Source organism: Anatilimnocola aggregata (assembly GCF_007747655.1).
Classification (GTDB): domain Bacteria; phylum Planctomycetota; class Planctomycetia; order Pirellulales; family Pirellulaceae; genus Anatilimnocola; species Anatilimnocola aggregata.
Genome location: NZ_CP036274.1, coordinates 2,926,748 through 2,944,273, shown reverse-complemented (window position 1 = coordinate 2,944,273; position 17,526 = coordinate 2,926,748). Strand labels below are relative to the sequence as shown.

15 protein-coding genes and 1 pseudogene are annotated in these 17,526 nt (G+C 58.7%); 15 read left to right on the top strand and 1 reads right to left on the bottom strand.

The annotated features are described in order from the left end of the window. Window positions 1-79 precede the first annotated feature (79 nt). The 15 genes and pseudogenes from ETAA8_RS11155 to glgP form a co-directional block, all read left to right on the top strand. Window positions 80-643 carry a hypothetical protein gene (locus tag ETAA8_RS11155; RefSeq protein WP_145088094.1) on the top strand — a complete coding sequence of 188 codons (564 nt, stop codon included), beginning with the start codon at window positions 80-82 and terminating at the stop codon, window positions 641-643. 59 nt (window positions 644-702) lie between these two features. Continuing rightward, window positions 703-1,065: a DUF1257 domain-containing protein gene (locus ETAA8_RS11150; protein WP_145088093.1), complete on the top strand. Its 363-nt coding sequence runs from the start codon at window positions 703-705 to the stop codon at window positions 1,063-1,065. 4 nt (window positions 1,066-1,069) lie between these two features. Beyond that, window positions 1,070-1,264 carry a DUF2997 domain-containing protein gene (locus ETAA8_RS11145; protein WP_145088092.1) on the top strand — a complete coding sequence of 65 codons (195 nt, stop codon included), beginning with the start codon at window positions 1,070-1,072 and terminating at the stop codon, window positions 1,262-1,264. A gap of 96 nt (window positions 1,265-1,360) precedes the next feature. After that, window positions 1,361-2,425 (top strand): AAA family ATPase, encoded by a 1,065-nt coding sequence (locus ETAA8_RS11140; protein ID WP_145088091.1) that lies wholly within the window; start codon window positions 1,361-1,363, stop codon window positions 2,423-2,425. A gap of 545 nt (window positions 2,426-2,970) precedes the next feature. Then, window positions 2,971-4,710, top strand: a complete 1,740-nt coding sequence (locus ETAA8_RS11135) for a reverse transcriptase/maturase family protein (protein WP_202921377.1) — start codon at window positions 2,971-2,973, stop codon at window positions 4,708-4,710. Between the two features lie 60 nt (window positions 4,711-4,770). Then, a complete protein-coding gene (locus tag ETAA8_RS11130; RefSeq protein ID WP_202921765.1) occupies window positions 4,771-5,262 on the top strand; it encodes an ATP-binding protein in 492 nt (163 codons plus the stop codon). A gap of 134 nt (window positions 5,263-5,396) precedes the next feature. Next, complete coding sequence (locus ETAA8_RS11125; RefSeq protein ID WP_315851589.1) at window positions 5,397-6,356, top strand: hypothetical protein; 960 nt, start codon at window positions 5,397-5,399, stop codon at window positions 6,354-6,356. A 13-nt stretch (window positions 6,357-6,369) separates the two neighbouring features. Then, a complete protein-coding gene (locus ETAA8_RS11120; protein ID WP_145088089.1) occupies window positions 6,370-6,615 on the top strand; it encodes a hypothetical protein in 246 nt (81 codons plus the stop codon). A 68-nt stretch (window positions 6,616-6,683) separates the two neighbouring features. Continuing rightward, a complete protein-coding gene (locus tag ETAA8_RS11115; protein ID WP_202921764.1) occupies window positions 6,684-6,923 on the top strand; it encodes a hypothetical protein in 240 nt (79 codons plus the stop codon). 81 nt (window positions 6,924-7,004) lie between these two features. Continuing rightward, window positions 7,005-8,162 carry a hypothetical protein gene (locus tag ETAA8_RS11110; protein WP_145088088.1) on the top strand — a complete coding sequence of 386 codons (1,158 nt, stop codon included), beginning with the start codon at window positions 7,005-7,007 and terminating at the stop codon, window positions 8,160-8,162. 306 nt (window positions 8,163-8,468) lie between these two features. Beyond that, a complete protein-coding gene (locus ETAA8_RS11105) occupies window positions 8,469-10,688 on the top strand; it encodes a recombinase family protein (protein WP_202921763.1) in 2,220 nt (739 codons plus the stop codon). A 348-nt stretch (window positions 10,689-11,036) separates the two neighbouring features. Further along, window positions 11,037-11,249, top strand: a complete 213-nt coding sequence (locus ETAA8_RS11100) for a hypothetical protein (RefSeq protein WP_145088086.1) — start codon at window positions 11,037-11,039, stop codon at window positions 11,247-11,249. A 1,476-nt stretch (window positions 11,250-12,725) separates the two neighbouring features. Then, window positions 12,726-13,226: a hypothetical protein gene (locus ETAA8_RS11095; RefSeq protein ID WP_145088085.1), complete on the top strand. Its 501-nt coding sequence runs from the start codon at window positions 12,726-12,728 to the stop codon at window positions 13,224-13,226. A gap of 782 nt (window positions 13,227-14,008) precedes the next feature. Further along, window positions 14,009-14,464, top strand: a complete 456-nt coding sequence (locus ETAA8_RS34570) for a DUF3417 domain-containing protein (RefSeq protein WP_202921762.1) — start codon at window positions 14,009-14,011, stop codon at window positions 14,462-14,464. A 12-nt stretch (window positions 14,465-14,476) separates the two neighbouring features. Further along, window positions 14,477-16,534 (top strand): annotated as a pseudogene (glgP, locus tag ETAA8_RS11090) (alpha-glucan family phosphorylase); the annotation flags it as partial. On the opposite strand, the gene ETAA8_RS11085 reads toward glgP, so the two are convergent. Beyond that, window positions 16,531-16,734 (bottom strand): hypothetical protein, encoded by a 204-nt coding sequence (locus tag ETAA8_RS11085; protein WP_145088084.1) that lies wholly within the window; start codon window positions 16,732-16,734, stop codon window positions 16,531-16,533. The pseudogene glgP and the gene ETAA8_RS11085 overlap by 4 nt on opposite strands. Window positions 16,735-17,526 lie beyond the last annotated feature (792 nt).

The following is a 17,526-nucleotide window of genomic DNA, read 5'->3' as shown; positions in this document are numbered from 1 at the left end:
GCGCTCGTCCGTGAGATTCGGCTGCGGCGGGCCTTGCAGCGCTTACTTGTCCGAATCTTTCACCACCGGAGACCGCCCGATGAACCGTCCCCTTCTGCTCATCCCCCTGGGGATGAGCCTGCCACTCTGGATGAGCGGCTGTAACCCTGCACCAAATGAGCGCCTCGCGCAGTTTGCCGAACAGAGCGTGCAGCAACAAGCTCGGCAGAATGAGGCGATGGCCACCAACGTTCAAGAGTTGACGCGCGCGACTGACGAGCTCGTTAAAGCGGATGCTTCCGCGCGGCAAGAGCTACTCTCGGCTAGTCGTGAGCAGCAGGCGGCCTTTCGTCAGGCCACTGCTCAAATCGATCAATCCCGGCAACTTCTCGATCGAGAACGGCGAGCTTTGGCCGACGAACGGGCGCGCGAGACGCGGTCTGTGACTGTTCTCAGCGCTCTGCTTGTTTTGGCACCGGTACTGTTGCCTTTCGCTCTGATGGCCTACCTGCTGTACCTGGCCCGTCAACCCGATCCCGACGACGCGGCGCTGACCGAAGTCCTGCTCTCGGAACTGACCAGCGATTCACCGCGGCTGTTCTCAGCGCCCATCGAACCGGCCCGGTTGGAGCGCGAGGATTCGACCGACAGTCGAGAGGAGTGATCAAGCTAGTTTTTGTAAACGGTTAACACAACGTTCCATTTTCCTAGGAGCCTTATTTCATGTCCCACATTGTGCAGATCCAGACCCAGGTGCGCGATCCGGTGGCGATCGCCAGTGCCTGCGAGCGGCTACGCTTATCTCCACCGATCCACCGCACCGTGCAGCTCTTCAGCCGCCAGGAGACGGGCCTCGCTGTCGAACTCCCCGGCTGGCGCTATCCGGTCGTCTGCCAACTCGCCTCTGGCGAAGTCCGCTACGACAACTACAACGGTCGATGGGGCGCGCAAGTCGAACTTGATCGGCTGTTGCAAACCTACGCCATCGAAAAAACCAAACTCGAAGCGCGCCGCAAAGGACATCGCGTCACCGAGCAGTCGTTACAAGATGGTTCCGTCAAACTCGTCATTCACGTGGGAGCCTAAGCCGATGCCAACCATCGAAGTCATCGTCTCTCCTCAAGGAGCCACGCAAGTCACTACCCGTGGTTTCGCGGGAACCGGCTGCCAGGCTGCCAGCCAGTCGCTCGAAGCGGCCCTCGGCTTGCGCCAGGCCGAACAGCTGACGCCGGAGTTTTATCAGCAGCAGGCTACCAACCTCGCGCAGTCTCAAGGGCAACGTTAGCCCCCACCTGGCTGCCACGCACAGATGCGCTGAGCGCATCTGTTTCTACTCGCAGCCACTTCTTTTGTCTCAATCTACGTTAATAAGGAACCGACGATGTCGCTTACCCAGCGATTGGAAGAACTCGTGCGCGCTTGCTTCACAGGAATCTGGATCGAGTCGCACGAACATGAAGAGGCCCTCCTGGAGATTGCCCAACTCTGCCACGCCCAGAGTTGGCGATTCGCGGTCTGGGATATCCAGCAAGGGATGAAACTCGCTGGCCTGGAGGCAGCACCGCTCGCCGCCGATCCCCTCGCGGCCATTCAGGTGGCCGGAACGCTGCCAGCATCCGACCAGCCAACGATTGTCGTGCTGGTCAACTTTCACCGGTTTCTCCAAGGAGCGGAGACGGTGCAAGCCTTGACCCATCAGGTAGTGAGCGGCAAGCAGTCGCGCACTTCACTGGTCATCCTGGCGCATCAAGTAGCTCTGCCGCCTGAACTCGAAAAGCAGTTTGTCGTGGTGGAGCATGCCTTGCCGGGCCGCCGGCAACTGGCGGAGATCGCCCGCGGGATTGCCACGCAAGAGGATGAACTTCCACCCGAAATGGAATTCGAGCGGGTGCTCGACGCCGCCCTCGGTCTGACTCGTTACGAGGCCGAAGGTGCGTTTTCCCTGTCGCTCATTCGCCATGGCCGCTTGTCGGCTGAGGTGCTGTGGGAACAGAAAGCCCAGTTGCTCAAGAAGAGTGGTCTCCTCACCTTGCACCGGGGTGGAGAATCGTTCGCGCAGCTCGGCGGCCTGGAGTCCTTGAAAGCCTTTTGTCTGCGGGCCATGCGCCGGCAGGGGGAGGCCAATCCCCTGCTGCGGCCGCGGGGCGTGCTCTTGTTATCGCCACCCGGTTGCGGAAAAAGTCAGTTTGCGAAGGCGTTGGGTCGTGAGACAGGCCGGCCAACGCTGGTCCTGGACTTGGGCGCCATGCTCGGCAGTCTGGTTGGCGAGTCGGAGCGCAATCTGCGGCAAGCCTTGCAGGTGGTCGATGCCATGGCGCCCTGCGTCTTGTTTCTTGATGAACTGGAGAAAGGACTCGCGGGAGTCTCCGGCAGCGGCGACTCGGGAGTTTCGGCCCGGCTCTTTGGCCAGTTGTTGGTCTGGTTGGTGCGCCGTTTCACGGCGTAATGGATCTCCGAGAAACTCGGAGTGGGTTGGATGCAAGTTTACCCACGGGTCACCAGACCCACCTCGGACCGAAAGGAAAGGGGGAAAGTAGCATGTCTGGAAAGCGATTGCTGCCTCGAAGCCGTTTAGGGCAGGCATCGCGAGACCCGGGCGATACGGTGAAACCTGGATTGGTTGAACCTCAGAGTCCACGCTGTAATGATCAGCAGGCCGGATACAACGGTTGTATTTCCGGTTGCCTCTCGCATACCACAAAGTTAAGCCAGTTGTGGCAACGCATCCGCGAGGGGACGGGTTGCAATGAGCAACCGCAAGGACTTGAACGAGGCACCTACCTCGCCCTGAATGTCCATTACGTTGGAAGACGGGATCGCCTAAGGGACGCGAGTCCTACGGCGACGGAGACCCCATAGTAGTCCGAGATAGGGAAAGCCTGTCACATGGCGAAGGGGGTCAGGTGTTTGATTCCAAATCATTTGGAGGTATGCGAAATGCAAGAAGCCGACATTTTAATTGGAATCTATCGTGAACGAGGAACTCAAGGGATGCCCCTTGAGCGCGTCTATCGACAGTTGTTTAACCCTGAACTCTACCTCCGAAGTTACGGCAAGATATACAGTAACAGCGGAGCACTGACGAAGGGGGCCACTGGTGAAACTGCAGACGGAATGTCCCTGGAGCGAATCCATGCGATCATTGATGCTTTAAGGCATGAACGATACGAATGGACGCCGGTGCGGCGGATCAACATTCCCAAGAAAGCGGGTGGTACTCGTCCCTTGGGATTGCCGACGTGGTCCGACAAGCTCTTGCAGGACGTAGTTCGCTCTCTTCTGGAGGCGTACTACGAACCGCAGTTTCGGGATTCATCCCATGGGTTTCGGGCTCAGCGGGGCTGCCATACGGCGCTCTTCCGAGTCAAACAGTGGAAGGCATGCCGTTGGTTCATTGAAGGCGACATCTCCAAATGCTTCGACAAAATAGACCATTCGGTCTTGTTGAAGATCTTGGGTGAACGCATTCAGGACAACCGCCTGCTGCGACTCGTCGCGAACATGCTGAAGGCCGGGTACTTGGAGGACTGGAAGTGGAATCGCACGCTCAGTGGTACGCCACAAGGCGGTGTGATCAGCCCACTTCTTTCCAACATCTACCTGGATCAGCTCGATCGCTACGTCGAAGACGTGCTGATTCCGCAGTACACGCGAGGGAAAATACGTGCCAGAAATAGTGACTACCGTCACTATGAATACCTGTCACGTGTGGCCAGGAAAGCTGGAGATCGGGAAGGTTGGCGAGCGGCACGACAAGCCATGCGCTTGTTGCCGTGCGGTGACCAGAGCGATCCGGAATTTCGGCGGCTAACCTACGTGCGTTATGCGGATGATTTTCTGTTGGGATTCATTGGACCGAAAGTTGAGGCCGACGAGATCAAAGCGAAGATCGCCTGCTTCCTGCAAGGACAACTTCAATTGGAGTTGTCACAAGCAAAGACGTTGGTGACGCACGCTAAGACCGAATCAGCCCGCTTTCTTGGTCACGAGATCAAGGTTAGTCATTGCGCCACGAAGGTTGCTGGATCACAGCGAACCAGAAGTGTGAATGGCAAGATTGCCTTACTCGTGCCCGCCGATGTTCAGCGGGCGAAAGTCCAGCGGTTTATGAAGGCTGGAAAGGTCATCCATCGTCCCGAACTGTTAAGCGATGACGATCTCTCGATCATCTCGCTTTATCAATCGGAATGGCGAGGGTTGGTCAATTACTACCTCATGGCCCACAATGTCTCGAAAAGGCTTTCCAAAGTCCGTCGAGCCATGGAGATTTCGCTCTGCAAAACGTTGGCGGCCAAGCATCAGATGACGCTTTCTCAGGTGTTCCGAAAATACCGGAGTGAAGCGATCACCGTGCATGGTCCTCTAAAAACCATCGGAGCTATTCAACCTCGGCCCGATAAGCGGCCGTTGGTAGCTGTCTTCGGTGGGATTCCTCTGCGGAAACAAGATCGTCCCTTCGGTCTTTCCGATTCGGCAACATCTCCTTCTTGGAACCGACGGTCTGAACTCGTCAAACGGTTGGTCGCGGATCACTGCGAACTGTGCGGAAGTACGAACCAAGTGGAGGTTCACCACATTCGCAAGCTCTCCGATCTCAACCAACCTGGTCGACGAGTGAAGGCACCGTGGAAAGAAGTGATGATTGCTCGCAGACGAAAGACACTAGTAGTCTGTCGTGCTTGCCATCTGCAAATTGACAATGGCCAGTACGACCGATCCTCGATTCATTGAAAGATAACACTGGAGAGCCGGATGCGATGAAAGTCGCAAGTCCGGTTCGGAGGGGGGCAGTTGGAAAAGTGCCCAACCGGGACGGTTGGGGAACTCGCTGGCTGCCTACCCTACAACGACCATACCAGTGACGTCTTCTTCGTGGGGACGTGCAACGATGTCAGTCGGCTACCACCCGAGTTCGCGCGGGCGGAACGTTTTGATGGAGTCGTCTTCATCGACCTCCCCAATGCAACGCAGCGCCAGCAGATCTGGGAACTCTATCTGGCGACGTTCGGGCTCGATCCGCAGCAGGCTCGTCCCTGTGATGAGCAGTGGACGGGCGCAGAGGTCCGCGCTTGCTGCCGCTTGGCGGCCTTACTCGATGTTCCCCTGACTGTGGCTGCCCAGAACATTGCTCCGATCGCGGTGACCGCAGCAGAGTCGGTGGAACGGTTGCGGACCTGGGCCAGCGGCCGCTGCCTCGCCGCCGATCAACCAGGGATCTACGAGCACGGAGCCAATCCTGCTACCACGCGGCGCAAGGTCAGCCGGTCGGCCCAGCAGAACTAGCTTCGTCTTTAGGCCAGTGCGATAGCAGCGCATGACCTCGTTGTTTTACTCACGTTGCCGCGGGGCCAAACGACCGTCGTTTGGCCCCGCGGCTTTTCTTGTCCTTCTCATTTTCCAAACTTCTTGGAGGTCCTATGACCATGTCTGTTGCTGATCGAGTTTCGATTCCCCTGACCGGTAATCCGGTAGATCCGCTGGCTGACCGCTTGCGAGCGGCGATGGCCGCAGCCCGTGTCTCGTTTACCTGGTTCGGATCCCGCAAGTCGCTCACGGCCGAGCAACAATCGCAGGCCGCCGATACCTTCGACGCCGAGAAAGAGTTTCTGTCAGCCCGCAAGAAGCTGATCGATACCACCCATCCGGCCATGAAGGCGGTGACTGCCCTGCGCGGTCAGATTGTGCAGTACTGGCGCCGCGTTTCTCTCCCCTTTCCCGAACCAGGTATTCGCTTGATTCGCCGCGCGGATATTGCGGCGTTCAATGTGCAGCTGACTTCGCTGAAAGGGGAATTGGGAGAGACTGTCGAACAGCTAGAGGAGAGCTATGCGGAACTCAAACGCTCGGCCCGTCAGCGGCTCGGTCGTCTCTTCAATGCCAGCGACTATCCGGTCACGTTGCGGGGCATGTTCGATGTGAACTGGGATTGGCCGTCGATTGACCCGCCCCATTATCTCCAGCAACTGTCTCCCGACCTGTTTCAACAGGAATGCACTCGGGTGCAGGCTCGCTTTACTGAAGCGATTCAACTGGCGGAGCAAGCTTTCTTCGAAGAGTTTGCCAAGCTGCTGGAGCATCTAACCGAACGGCTCACGGGAGACGTCGATGGCAAACCCAAAGTCTTCCGTGACTCCGCCATCGAGAATCTGCGGGAGTTCTTCCAGCGCTTCCAATCGCTGAATGTCGGTTCCCACCAGCAATTGGAGGAACTGGTCTCGCAGGCGCAGCGGATCGTGCGCGGGGTCGGTCCGCAAAAGCTCCGCGACGATCGCGGTCTGCGTCAGGAAGTTGCCTCCCAGCTCTCCGGAGTACAAAGCGTGCTCGATGGCCTAATGGTCGATCGTCCTCGTCGCAATCTGGTTCGTCGGCCGCATTAGAAGGGAAGCACCGATGCAACTCGTTATTCAAGTCGACGGCTCGATTCGTGGTCTCTACGACGAGACGATCGAGCTAGCCACTTTGGGTCAACTGGCTATCGCGCGAGGCTCGCATGTCGAGCCGACTGACGACGGCCAGTGGCTGGCTGACCTGTCCCCGGTTCACGGTCCTGAACTTGGACCGTTTGCCACGCGTTCACTCGCCCTCAGCGCGGAACGCGAATGGTTAGAGCGGCACTGGCTCGAACCAGGCACCTAGCCCGTCTTCTGCCCGGGGCAACGTTTGCTTCGGACCTCTATTTCCAGTCACTCGCTACCGCTGCGCGCATGCGCTCACCCATTTTCATGGAGATTCTGCTGATGACTCAATGCGAACTCGAAACGGCTATTTCTCAAGCGACCGGCGAAGACCTGCATGAAATTCGTCGCCGGGGATTTTCGATCGTGCCAGAGTTCGAAGTCGATTTCGACTCCGAACCGTCGTCCCCGCAGTTCGTCGATTGGGATGCCTTGGAGCGCGAGCGCCGGCATCCCGACTCGCTCGTCCCCAGCGGTTGGGGATTCTAGCGTTGTTTTTACTGGGGGCCACTTCGCTGCGGCGAGGTGGCCCCTTTTTTTGTTCTTGCTGCTTACCAAGGAGATCTAGCCATGCTGCGTTTACACCGTTCAGCCCTTTATTACGTCCGCCCGCTGCTGCGCGCAGCACTGGAGCTCACGCCCAGCAAAAGCGATACGCCAGTGACCTTTGTTCCGACCGTTGCTGGGCTGCTCGTACGGGCTCAGAACGAGAATGTTGCGATCGAGTTCACTGTTGAGGGAGCAGGTAGCGGTGCCCCCATTTCAGTGCCCTACGGTTCCTTGGCCAAGGTCGAAGGCCGGCAGCACGAACCGTTGGAATTGGCGGCAACGCTAGAAGGCAATGTGTTTCGCTGGTCCGAGGTCGGGATCCCGCAAGTGTTATCGGCACCAGCGCTGGAGCCCGCTGCCTGGCCGAGTTTGCCAGCTCAGGATTGCGCGAACGACGCTGAGTTGCTGACCGCCCTGCGCGAGGCGGCCGCCACGACGGACATCGCGTCGCTGCGTTACTCGCTCGGGTGCATTCGCTTTCGGGGAGACGGCGGACAACTGGCCGCCACCGATGGTCGCCAGGCGATCTTGCTATCCGGTTTTCGTTTCCCGTGGAGCGGAGATGTGTTGGCGCGTCGCTGTCCAGTATTCACCAAGCTGCGGCTCGCAGCGACCGACGAACGGCACGTGGGACGGACGGAAGATTGGCTGGTGTTCCGCGCTCCACGCTGGACGCTCTGGCTGAAGATTAAGCACGAAGCGCGTTTTCCGGATGTCGAGTCTCAGATACCAGCCCGCGAGCAGGCCGATACCACGCTGTCGCTGGCCGAAGCTGATGCCACGTTCATCCTGCAAAAGCTCAAGCACTTACCAGGCGGCGCTGATCAGAACGAACCGATCACCATTGACTTGAATGGCTCTGTCGCTGTCCGCGCTAAGAATGATTCAAGCTCCGTCACGGAACTGGTTCTATCGAGCTCGGAGCGCAGTGGCGCGCAAGTTCGCTGCTGCAGCGATCGTCGCTATCTGCAACGCGCCGTGCAGCTCGGCTTTCGCGAGATCTTATTTCGTGGGACGGCCGCCCCGCTGTTTTGCCGCGACACACGGCGGGCCTATGTCTGGGCGCTCCTCAGTGCTGAGCACTGCCTGAAGCACAACGAGCAGGCGACTCGAATCGCCTCGCCCCGCGCGGCAACAGCAGTTCAGTGGGCTAACTCTGAATCGAACTCTGGCTCGTGACATCTCAGCGGCTCGCAGCGTCTGCGGATGCTAGCGACGCTTCCCCCTTAAAAACAAGGAATGAATCATGCCGAACCCACCGTCTGTCTCGCCGGAACAATCCGACGAGTCACTGAACAATTCGCTGCGGAAACGTCTTACCGCGATCGCGACCGGAATTCCCCTTCACGTCGAGGGCAATCAGCCAAACCTGCTGGAGCTCGCGCAAGAGATCCAGGCAGCACGACGTAGGTCGCTGCTGGCGCACATCGCGGAGGTCATGGCTCGGTGCCAAGTGAACTCTACTACGAAAAGGGAATGCGAACAATGAATCAGTCCTCTTATAACCCGTTGCGGGCATACCAGATTGTCATCTATGCCCGGATGTCATCAGCAGCGCAGAATGAACGGTCGCCGGAGTCGCAGATCGCCGAAATCCAGGAACGGCTGCGGCGCGCCGGCTATCCGTGGGTGGTCGTCGGCATCTATGTCGACCGAGCAATTTCGGGACGCTACGACGAGAAACGACCGGACTACCAACGGATGCTCCGCGATATCAGGTCGCGCGTGATTCAGGTCGAGCTTGTCGTGGTCGATACGTACGATCGCTTCTCGCGCTCGCGGCGTGGCGGCGAGTACCGAGCGAAGCTCGAGCGGCAGGGCGTGCTGGTGGTGACCGCCAACAATAACTTTGCCGATCCCACAACTGTGGCCGGTCAGGTCATGACGGCCCTGGATGAGGCTCGCTCGCGGGAAGAAGGCCGTGTGAAGGGGCATCAAGTGCGGCGTGGAAAAGCCGACGCCATTCGCCACAAGCAGTGGCCAGGGGGGCCGGTCCCCCTGGGGATGCGGCTGCGGCCAGTCATGAAAAACGTCGCCGGGGTGGAAACCGTCGCGCACAATGTGCTCGAGCCTGATCCGCGTACGCGCTGGGTCGTCGAGGAGATGTTTCGCCTTGCCGATGAACATGGCTTCGGTGCGACGCGCGTGGCGGCCACGCTGAATGCCGACTCGCGCGTCACCGATCTGGTCGGCAAGCTGTCGGGTGCGACTATCTCTGAGATCCTCAAGCGGCGCATCTATGCTGGCGAGTTCGTGTGGAACAAGCAGACGGGGGACATCGTGCAAGATGTGCGGGTGCTGCAGGACGTTCCCGAAAGCGATTGGCTGCGTGTCCCAGAGTATTGTGAACCCATCGTCGACAACGATCGCTGGGTGCGAGTCAACAACCTGCGCCAGGCACGGAATCGACGAAGGGTCGCGGCGGAGTGCAGCAGTTCTGGGATCGCCGGTTTGTGCGCTCCTGGAATTGCCCTTCGCTATCCGTTGTCGGGCTTGGTGATCTGCGCTGAGTGTGGCCGTGCGATGACCGCTTCCTCTGGGCCTGCATACGTCGACAAAGCGGGGAACAAACGGCGGTACGTCTATTACGGCTGCGCTGGCTATAAGCAAGGGAAGGTCTGCGTGAACGATCGGTTCGTTCCGGAGCAGTGGCTCCGCGAAGAAACCTATCGCATCATTCGCGCGGGGCTGGGCTTGGCGAATTGCAGCGCCGATTCGCCTGCGGTGCACGAATTGGTGCAGCTCACGCAAGCCACGTTCGCGCGGCAGCGGGCCGATCAGCCCAATCGACTCCCGAGTCTCCAAGCAGCGCAGAAGGCGATCGAGGAACAGTCGCAGGGTTGGGTGATGTCGCTCGGCAATCGCGACCTGTCGCAGGCCGTGCGCGACATGCTCGGGAAGCAGCTGAACGATGCTCAAGCACAACTGAGTCGGCTGACCGCCGAAATCGATTCGCTGGCAGCCAGCGAGCGGATCGAAGCGGAGGTGTTGAACGCCGAAGTAATCGTGGATCGGTTGCAGCATCTCGCCGAGGCGATGCTGAGCGCCAATCCTTCGGCGACAAGCCTCTTGCTCGCGCAGCACATCGATGGCATCCATTGTTTTCGGGATGGTCGGTGTGAACTTAAGCTGTGCAAGCTGGGTGCACTTGCTGGCGATCTCGATTTCATCCCGGTGGAATGGACTGAGTCAGAATCGCAGGGAACGGCTGCCGATGGAAGTGCAGGCTTCGAGCCTCGCCGCCGGACCAAGCGTGATGCTCGTGCAGTCATTCACGACGATGAGGTGCTCGATGCGGCCAACGCGTTCGCGGTGGACCCTCACCGGTTTGCCGGGTTGGGACGGGAGTGGTTCGTGTCGCATGTGTTGACGATCCCGGCCCCCACGTCCTGGGCCCGACGGAATGCGTCAGCGGTGACCGCTTATCGGCAGGAGTATCAAGCTTCGATGGCCGAATTGGCGGCGCACTTCAATGTGAGCATCCCCACGATTCGTCAAGCGCTGCGCGAAGCGGAAAAGGCCGGAGGGGGCAAGCTGACTGGCAAGCTGTCCGCAAGGCCCAACAAGCGCAACTGGGCAAGGCTCAATGCCGCGGCGGTTGCTGAGTTCATGCGTCTGGATGGTTCGACCATTAAGACCGCCGCAGTGCACTTCGGTAAGTCCGAGCCAACGATCAACAAGGCGATTCGCTATGTGAAAGGCTGAAGAAGCTAGTCACAGCTGCGAACAAGCATGACAGCTGGCCGCCTCCGGGCGGTCAGCTGTCTTTTTTTTAGCATTTGAGATCTTGGAACTGGTGAACTCGGGCGTCCTTTCCAGTTAAACTCTATTCAGTCGCGACGAATACCACGCCCACACCTGTTGGTGCTATTAACCAAACGCGGTAGAGACACGGCTCCTTCAGAATATACTGTGTCCTTGTTGAGCTCTGCGGCACCCAGCAACCACAGATTCGAAACAGCGCACTCCTCTGGGGCCTACCGTGAAAGTAATTCCGCCTGGCGAATGGTTACCCGGGGTGCCGACGGGATTCTACCACTCGTCTAAGAAGGTTTGATCGATGCAACGGGGCACAAAGTCCACACCTTCGGCCGCGAGGCGGGCTATTTCCAAGTGCCGGTCGCTGAGGGACAGGCAGGCCGGCTATGGCAATTCTCGAAATCAGCCGGTGAACGAATCTTGATGACCGTACCACCATACCTCGCGCGTTCTGCTGAGGAATTGATCCTACCGGCTGAAGTTGTGACCGCCGATGCCGAAGATTAGTCGCCGATTTTTTATTGGACTGATGGTTTCACACCCTCGGACGATGTGACCGAATCAGCGAAAAAATCATCCTCACCCTATCGCTTGGGCGCGTCCTCGGTGCTTTACAGATCGATCAACTCCACCTCGGCGATGAAGCGATTGGCAGCGTCGGCCATATGCCTGTGCGATAGGTCGATATCGCTTGGAACGACCTGCCCTGCGAAGAAAGCCGCGGCAGCTTCCGATGAATTTGTTCGAGATTGAGGCCGAGTTCCTCTGCCAGCCGCTTGTTCAGAATTGACAGCCTTGGCGCTCGCGCCGTGGACGGCTTCGCTATGGCGAAGAACATCTCTGGAAGCTGCGAGTAGCTATTTTCGAACTGCCAGCCGACTGCGTAGTTCGCCACCGGTAAAAGCGCCTTCCCGGGATTGAAATGGGCTTGGTGACTCCCTGTCGCGACGTTGTGTCGATCACTGCATATAGAGTAAGTCGTTTCGATCATCGTCGGGAATGCCGCGAAGAATCCCAGGAGAAGTCACGACGACGGTCGCATGCGGCGATCCTTTGGGCAATGGAAGGTAAATGCCGTTCGGCAATGAAAGGCCGTCCTGACTTGCGTACTCATACCCCCAACGCTCTAAGAAACCCGTAGGCCCGGCCGTCCGAAAGTTGCTGATCGAGAATGATCATCACCGTCGTTGATTCGTTCAACTGACTTCGCATGTCACGAGCATGCGTTTCCCACGCGGCGCCCGTCAGCTCCGAATACTGTACATCAAAACACGACATGGGATACACCTTCCCCACAACATCGGGCACGGTCGGATTGCTCAAGGCGGACCATATCCGTTCGGCGACGGCGGCGAATTCCAGGGCGGGACTGTCATCAGTCGCAGCAGCGAGACGAGGCGGTGAAGTCGACGACGGAGGACGAGGACCTGCTGCTACAGGTGAAGGTGGTCATGGTCGGTGGCTGGCAACGTGACGACTGGCGCCGCCATCGGCGCGAGCCAGCCACGCGTTGTAGATCGGGGCCGACCGCCGCGTCGATGTTCTTGCTGTTGCCGACCATCTCTCGCAGGCGATGATCATACCGGCGCTGGGTGCGGATGGTTGAGGTTATCGCTCAATAACCACCGAAAACACGTCGGGTTGAAACTCAGCGGGAGCGAGGAGAGTAGCCGTCCGAGTGGCGAGAACTCGTGCGGAAAGTCCCAATTTTCCTGGCGCAAAGCACGGTTGTCAGCATGGTGCAGATCGTAAGGCTTGAGACGCTGGGAAGTCTCAAATCTGCCTTACGGATTCTCCCGAGCAGGGCTAACACTACACTTTTCGACCGACCATCAGCCCCCGCGCGCTGCACTATTCGAGCGCCGAATATGATTACTTGGGGATCCGCTCCTCACAATCGGCAGAATCCCTAAACTGTACGATTATCATTAGCCGAAAAGACGAAGGGGTTTGTCCGTGAACTAACAGACGGTAGGTGTGGTGATGTCGAAGTTGAAACTCCTGGGCATTGTCGGCGTAATATCAACTGCCCTAGCGATGTTGGCGTGGGGGCAACCCAAGCCCGCTGTCCCAACGCATAGCGAGGACGCCCTGGCCGGCTTGATGCGAGCGAAGTTGGCAAGCTCGCAGAAAGTGGTGGAAGGTTTGATGGCCAGCGACTTCGACCTGATCCGCAAGGGTGCCGAAGAAATGGCGAAGGTCTGCGATGCAACAAACTGGCACGCTACCGACGACCAAGTCTACTCCCATTATCGTGCGGAATTACGACGCACCGCCAAGAAGCTAATCCTGCTAGCGGAGGAGAAGAACCTTGATGGCTCGTCGTACACTTACATGAACTCGCTCACCACGTGCATCAGTTGTCACGAGCACTGCCGACACGTTCTTCACATTTCTGAAAAGGGTCCTGATCTACGCGTCATTCCGATACCTACCACGGAGCTGGAAAATAGCTCTGATCGCACACGACCCTATCGGCGCTAGCCCTCAAATTGCACGCCTTAGCCAACTGTTCGCATAGCCGCATCACGCTTTCTTCAATTGCTCGATGCTTGCGATACCAGCCGAGCCCCCCTACGAACTCCAAGCCCGTTGTTCTAAATCGGTTCGGCTCCGCGGCCGTGATGCCTGCGAAATCGTTCGAGGTTCTCGGGTTTTGCGAGCACGATGAGAACATCCTTCGCTGCAAGCCGATAGTCAGCACTGCGCCCACGACCATTTCACCACTGGGCTGACTTACGGCCAGAATGAGCAGTGAGAATGTCCGCTACGCTGTGTTTCACGACATTCTGGACTTTTGTGCGCGAGTTCTCGCCACTTTGGACTTTGGCCCATGCCGGTCCCGGCTTGGTAGACCCGATCCGAGCCAGTGTCCCGGTTGGCACATGCCGGTACTCGTCGGACGTCACCAGCTCTTGGATCGCGTTGATTCTCCCTGTGCCCAACCCTCTTCGAACAAAAGCTCTCTCTTTCTGAAGACCGAAAGTAATTTTAAACAACGACTTCGCGATTTTGAGGTAGTTTCGGTGGCGGAAAACGGTTGTGACCCTCTTCGAACTGTTGGACGAGGCAGTCAACAGCGGCGGTCCAATCGCATTGAGCGCACAAAAGTGCCGATTATTGTGACGGACAGCTGAGCCGTTTGGCGCAGAAACAACCACCTGCGCCCGGTAAGCCATCATGGAGCTGGAGCGTGATGGTAGGATTGCAGGCAATGATGTTTAGCAGCGTGAGGTTGAACGGCGTGAGCCAGGCGGGGAATGGTAATGACTACGAAAACGATTCTGGATCGAACCCTGCCTCCTGAATTGTTAGAGCTTGCTGACCTGTCGATGGATCTGCGCTGGATGGGGAGCCAGCTGGCCGGCCAGATTTGGGCCCGCCTGGATGCGGAAACCTGGGAGCGAACGAAGAACCCTTACATCATTCTGCTCAACGCGCCGCAGAAGCGGCTGGAGGAAGCCGCCCGAGACGAAGAGCTCAAGAGGCAGCTCAATCAGTGGCTGGAGCGTCGCCGCCGCTATCTGGAATCGGGTGGCTGGTTTGCCAAGACTCAACCGAATAGTTCGCTGCGCAAGGTGGCTTACTTCAGCATGGAGTTTGGTCTGAGCGAGGCCTTGCCGATTTACTCGGGCGGGCTCGGCATGTTGGCCGGCGATCACCTGAAGAGTTGCAGCGACATGGGAGTGCCGCTCGTGGGCATTGGTCTGCTTTATCAATAGGGTTATTTTCGGCAGGTGGTGGCGGAATCGGGCTGGCAACTGGAAGCGTTTCCCTACAACGATCCGGGGAGCCTGCCGGTGACGCCCCTCTGCGATCAGGACGGCAGCCGGGTGCGAATTGGAATCGAGCTGCCAGGACGAACGCTGCAGCTCCGCGTCTGGCAGGCGCGGGTCGGCAAAACGATGCTCTATCTGCTCGATACGAACGATCCGCTCAACAGCCCTTGGGACCGAGGTATCTCCGCCAACCTGTACGCAGCCGGCAAGGAGAAGCGGTTCTTGCAAGAGATTGTGCTGGGGATTGGCGGGTGGTTACTGCTGGAGCAATTGGGGATTGAGGTCGAGGTTTGCCATCTCAACGAGGGTCATGCTGCGTTCGCGGTGCTGGCGCGAGCGGTCAGTTATGCGCGGCGGACAGGCCTGCCGTTCGAGGCTGCCTGGTGGGCGACGCGGGCCGGGAACGTGTTCACCACGCACACGCCCGTCGCCGCGGCTTTTGATCAGTTTCCGCCCGACATGGTGCTGCGCTACGCGCAGCGGATCATCGAACTCTCGGGTCTCCCTGCGGAACAGCTCTTGAGTCTGGAACGCCAGAATTCGCACGACCCTGACGAGCCGTTCAATATGGCTTTTCTGGCCATTCGTGGATGCGGACATGTGAATGGCGTGAGTCGTTTGCACGGCCAGGTCAGCCGGCAATTGTTCGCGCCGCTATTCGCCGGCTGGCCCGTGGCGGAAGTTCCGGTCAGCCATGTGACGAACGGCGTACATGTGCCGACCTGGGATTCGGCCGAGGCGAACCAGTTATGGAGTCAGGCCTTTGGAACTGGCGAGCGGCGTTGGGTTCAGAATCTGGAGGAAGCGACGGCTTCGGTCAAGCAATTGTCGCTGGATGAAATCTGGAACTTCCGCGCGAAAGCGCGCAATACGCTAGTCGACTATGTCCGCCGTCGTCTCGCCCGGCAATACCGAGAACATGGCGCATCTCCTGATGTGGTGCATCGGGCCGAACACGTGCTCGACCCGAACGTGCTGACGATTGGTTTTGCCCGCCGGTTCACCGAATACAAACGGCCCAATTTGCTCCTGCACGACGTCGAGCGGCTGGTGCGGATGATCCGCGCGAGCGATCGAGCGATTCAATTGATCGTGGCAGGCAAGGCCCATCCGAACGATGACCAAGGGAAGGCCATGGTGCAGGCAATGGTGCACTTTGCCCGACGCGAGGATGTGTGCGATCGGGTGGTGTTTCTGGAAGATTACGACATGGTGCTTGCCCAGCATCTCGTCGGCGGGATCGATGTCTGGCTCAATACTCCGCGGCGCCCGGCCGAGGCTTGCGGCACGAGCGGGATGAAGGTCGTCGTCAACGGCGGCCTGCATCTTTCGCAGCGCGATGGCTGGTGGGATGAAGCCTATACACCGAACGTGGGCTGGGCCATCGACGATGGCTGCGGAGACTCAGCCTTGGAAGTCGATGTGCGAGATGCGCTGCGCCTGTATGACATTCTGGAACAACAAGTCATTCCTGAATTCTATAACCGCGACGCCGAGGGTCTGCCGTCCGCCTGGGTCGAGCGGATTCAGGCCAGCATGTCGCAACTCACGGCACCGTTCAGCAGTGACCGAATGGTTCAGGATTATGCCAACCTTGCCTACCTGCCCGCCGCCGAAGCTTTTCTGAAGCGCACCGCGAAACAGGGGCTATTGGCGCGTGAACTGACTGCCTGGCACAACACCCTGGATGACTGTTGGCGGAATGTGCGTTTTGGAACCGTGCACGTCGAGCGGGAGGGTGAGCAGTGGCTCTTCACCGCTCAGCTCTATTTGGGCGAACTGTCCTCTGAGCAGGTTCGAGTTGAACTCTTTGCGGACTCGGCCGATGCGGGACAGCCGATAGCCGCACCCATGCTGCTGCGCGGGCCGCTCTTAGGCTCGGTACAAGGATTTCAATATCGAGGCAGCGTGCCTGCTGATCGACCCGCCGAGCACTACACCGCGCGGATCATGCCGTTCCAGCCAGCGGCTCAAGTGCCGCTGGAGGCCGCCCATATCTGTTGGCAGCACTAATCGTCTTCCAGATTAGTGGGTTTGAACTCAGGATCCAGATCGTCGTCCCAATCTTTGCCGGACTCAAGTCCGTGAACCGTCTCTTCGGACGCCTTCACCATGGCGTGGCCGCAGCACTGAGGCACCTTGGCCTCTGGTTCCGCATGCACGATCCGTCCGCAAGCGACGCAATGATAAATGAGGATGTTGTGAAGTTCCATGATTAGGTCTCCTTTTCAATTACCTCCATGTGCCCGCTAACTGGGAGAATCACCCGCTGGTAATAAGTAACGCACGAATGATGCCAATCTTAACGAGTTCGAAATTGAGCCTCTTTTCGCGTTAGGAGCAGTGTTTGATGTTCCAGCCGTTGTGCGAAATCGCACGATTCCACCCCATTTCGGGCGCCAGCAGCGCGCGGGCGTGAGGGTGTGTCGATTTGTTGAGTCAGGGTGTTCTTTGGGAGCGTGAACTACACCAACTCGCTGATCACATCCCGCTTATCGACCAGGTACTTCGGCCGGCCGGCGGCGTCGATGAGCTGGGCGGTCTTCACGTCGATGCGCTCCCGGGCAGCGGGTTCACGCCGACTGGGGTAGGCCGGCCTGCATCGCGGGCGGGAGGGCCGTGGGTGTCTGATTCGGCAGCCCAGTCCCCAGGCTTACGGCTGCCATTCCCCCAGGTTGTGTAACGTTAGGAAGAGAGCTTGCAGCTCCCATTGCTCCCGCCCCTACATCCAGCCCAGGCTGCCCCATCCCTGCTGGAGCCCCTGGTGCCTGCCCCTAAGGCTTGGAGTGCCAGTGGGCCGAGTATTGCTGCTACCTGAACTTCGGCGGACTCACTGCCTCGGCGCAGTCACTTGGGCGCAATGGCGCTTGGTCGTCATCGAAGTCCCGGTACTCGGTGGGTTTGCGATGGAAAGTGCTCTGAACCAGCGCGTCATTTTTGCCACTCTGGTGTGCGGTTTCGGGCCACTCATGCCGACGCGATGAACGCAATCGGCCCCATTCTGT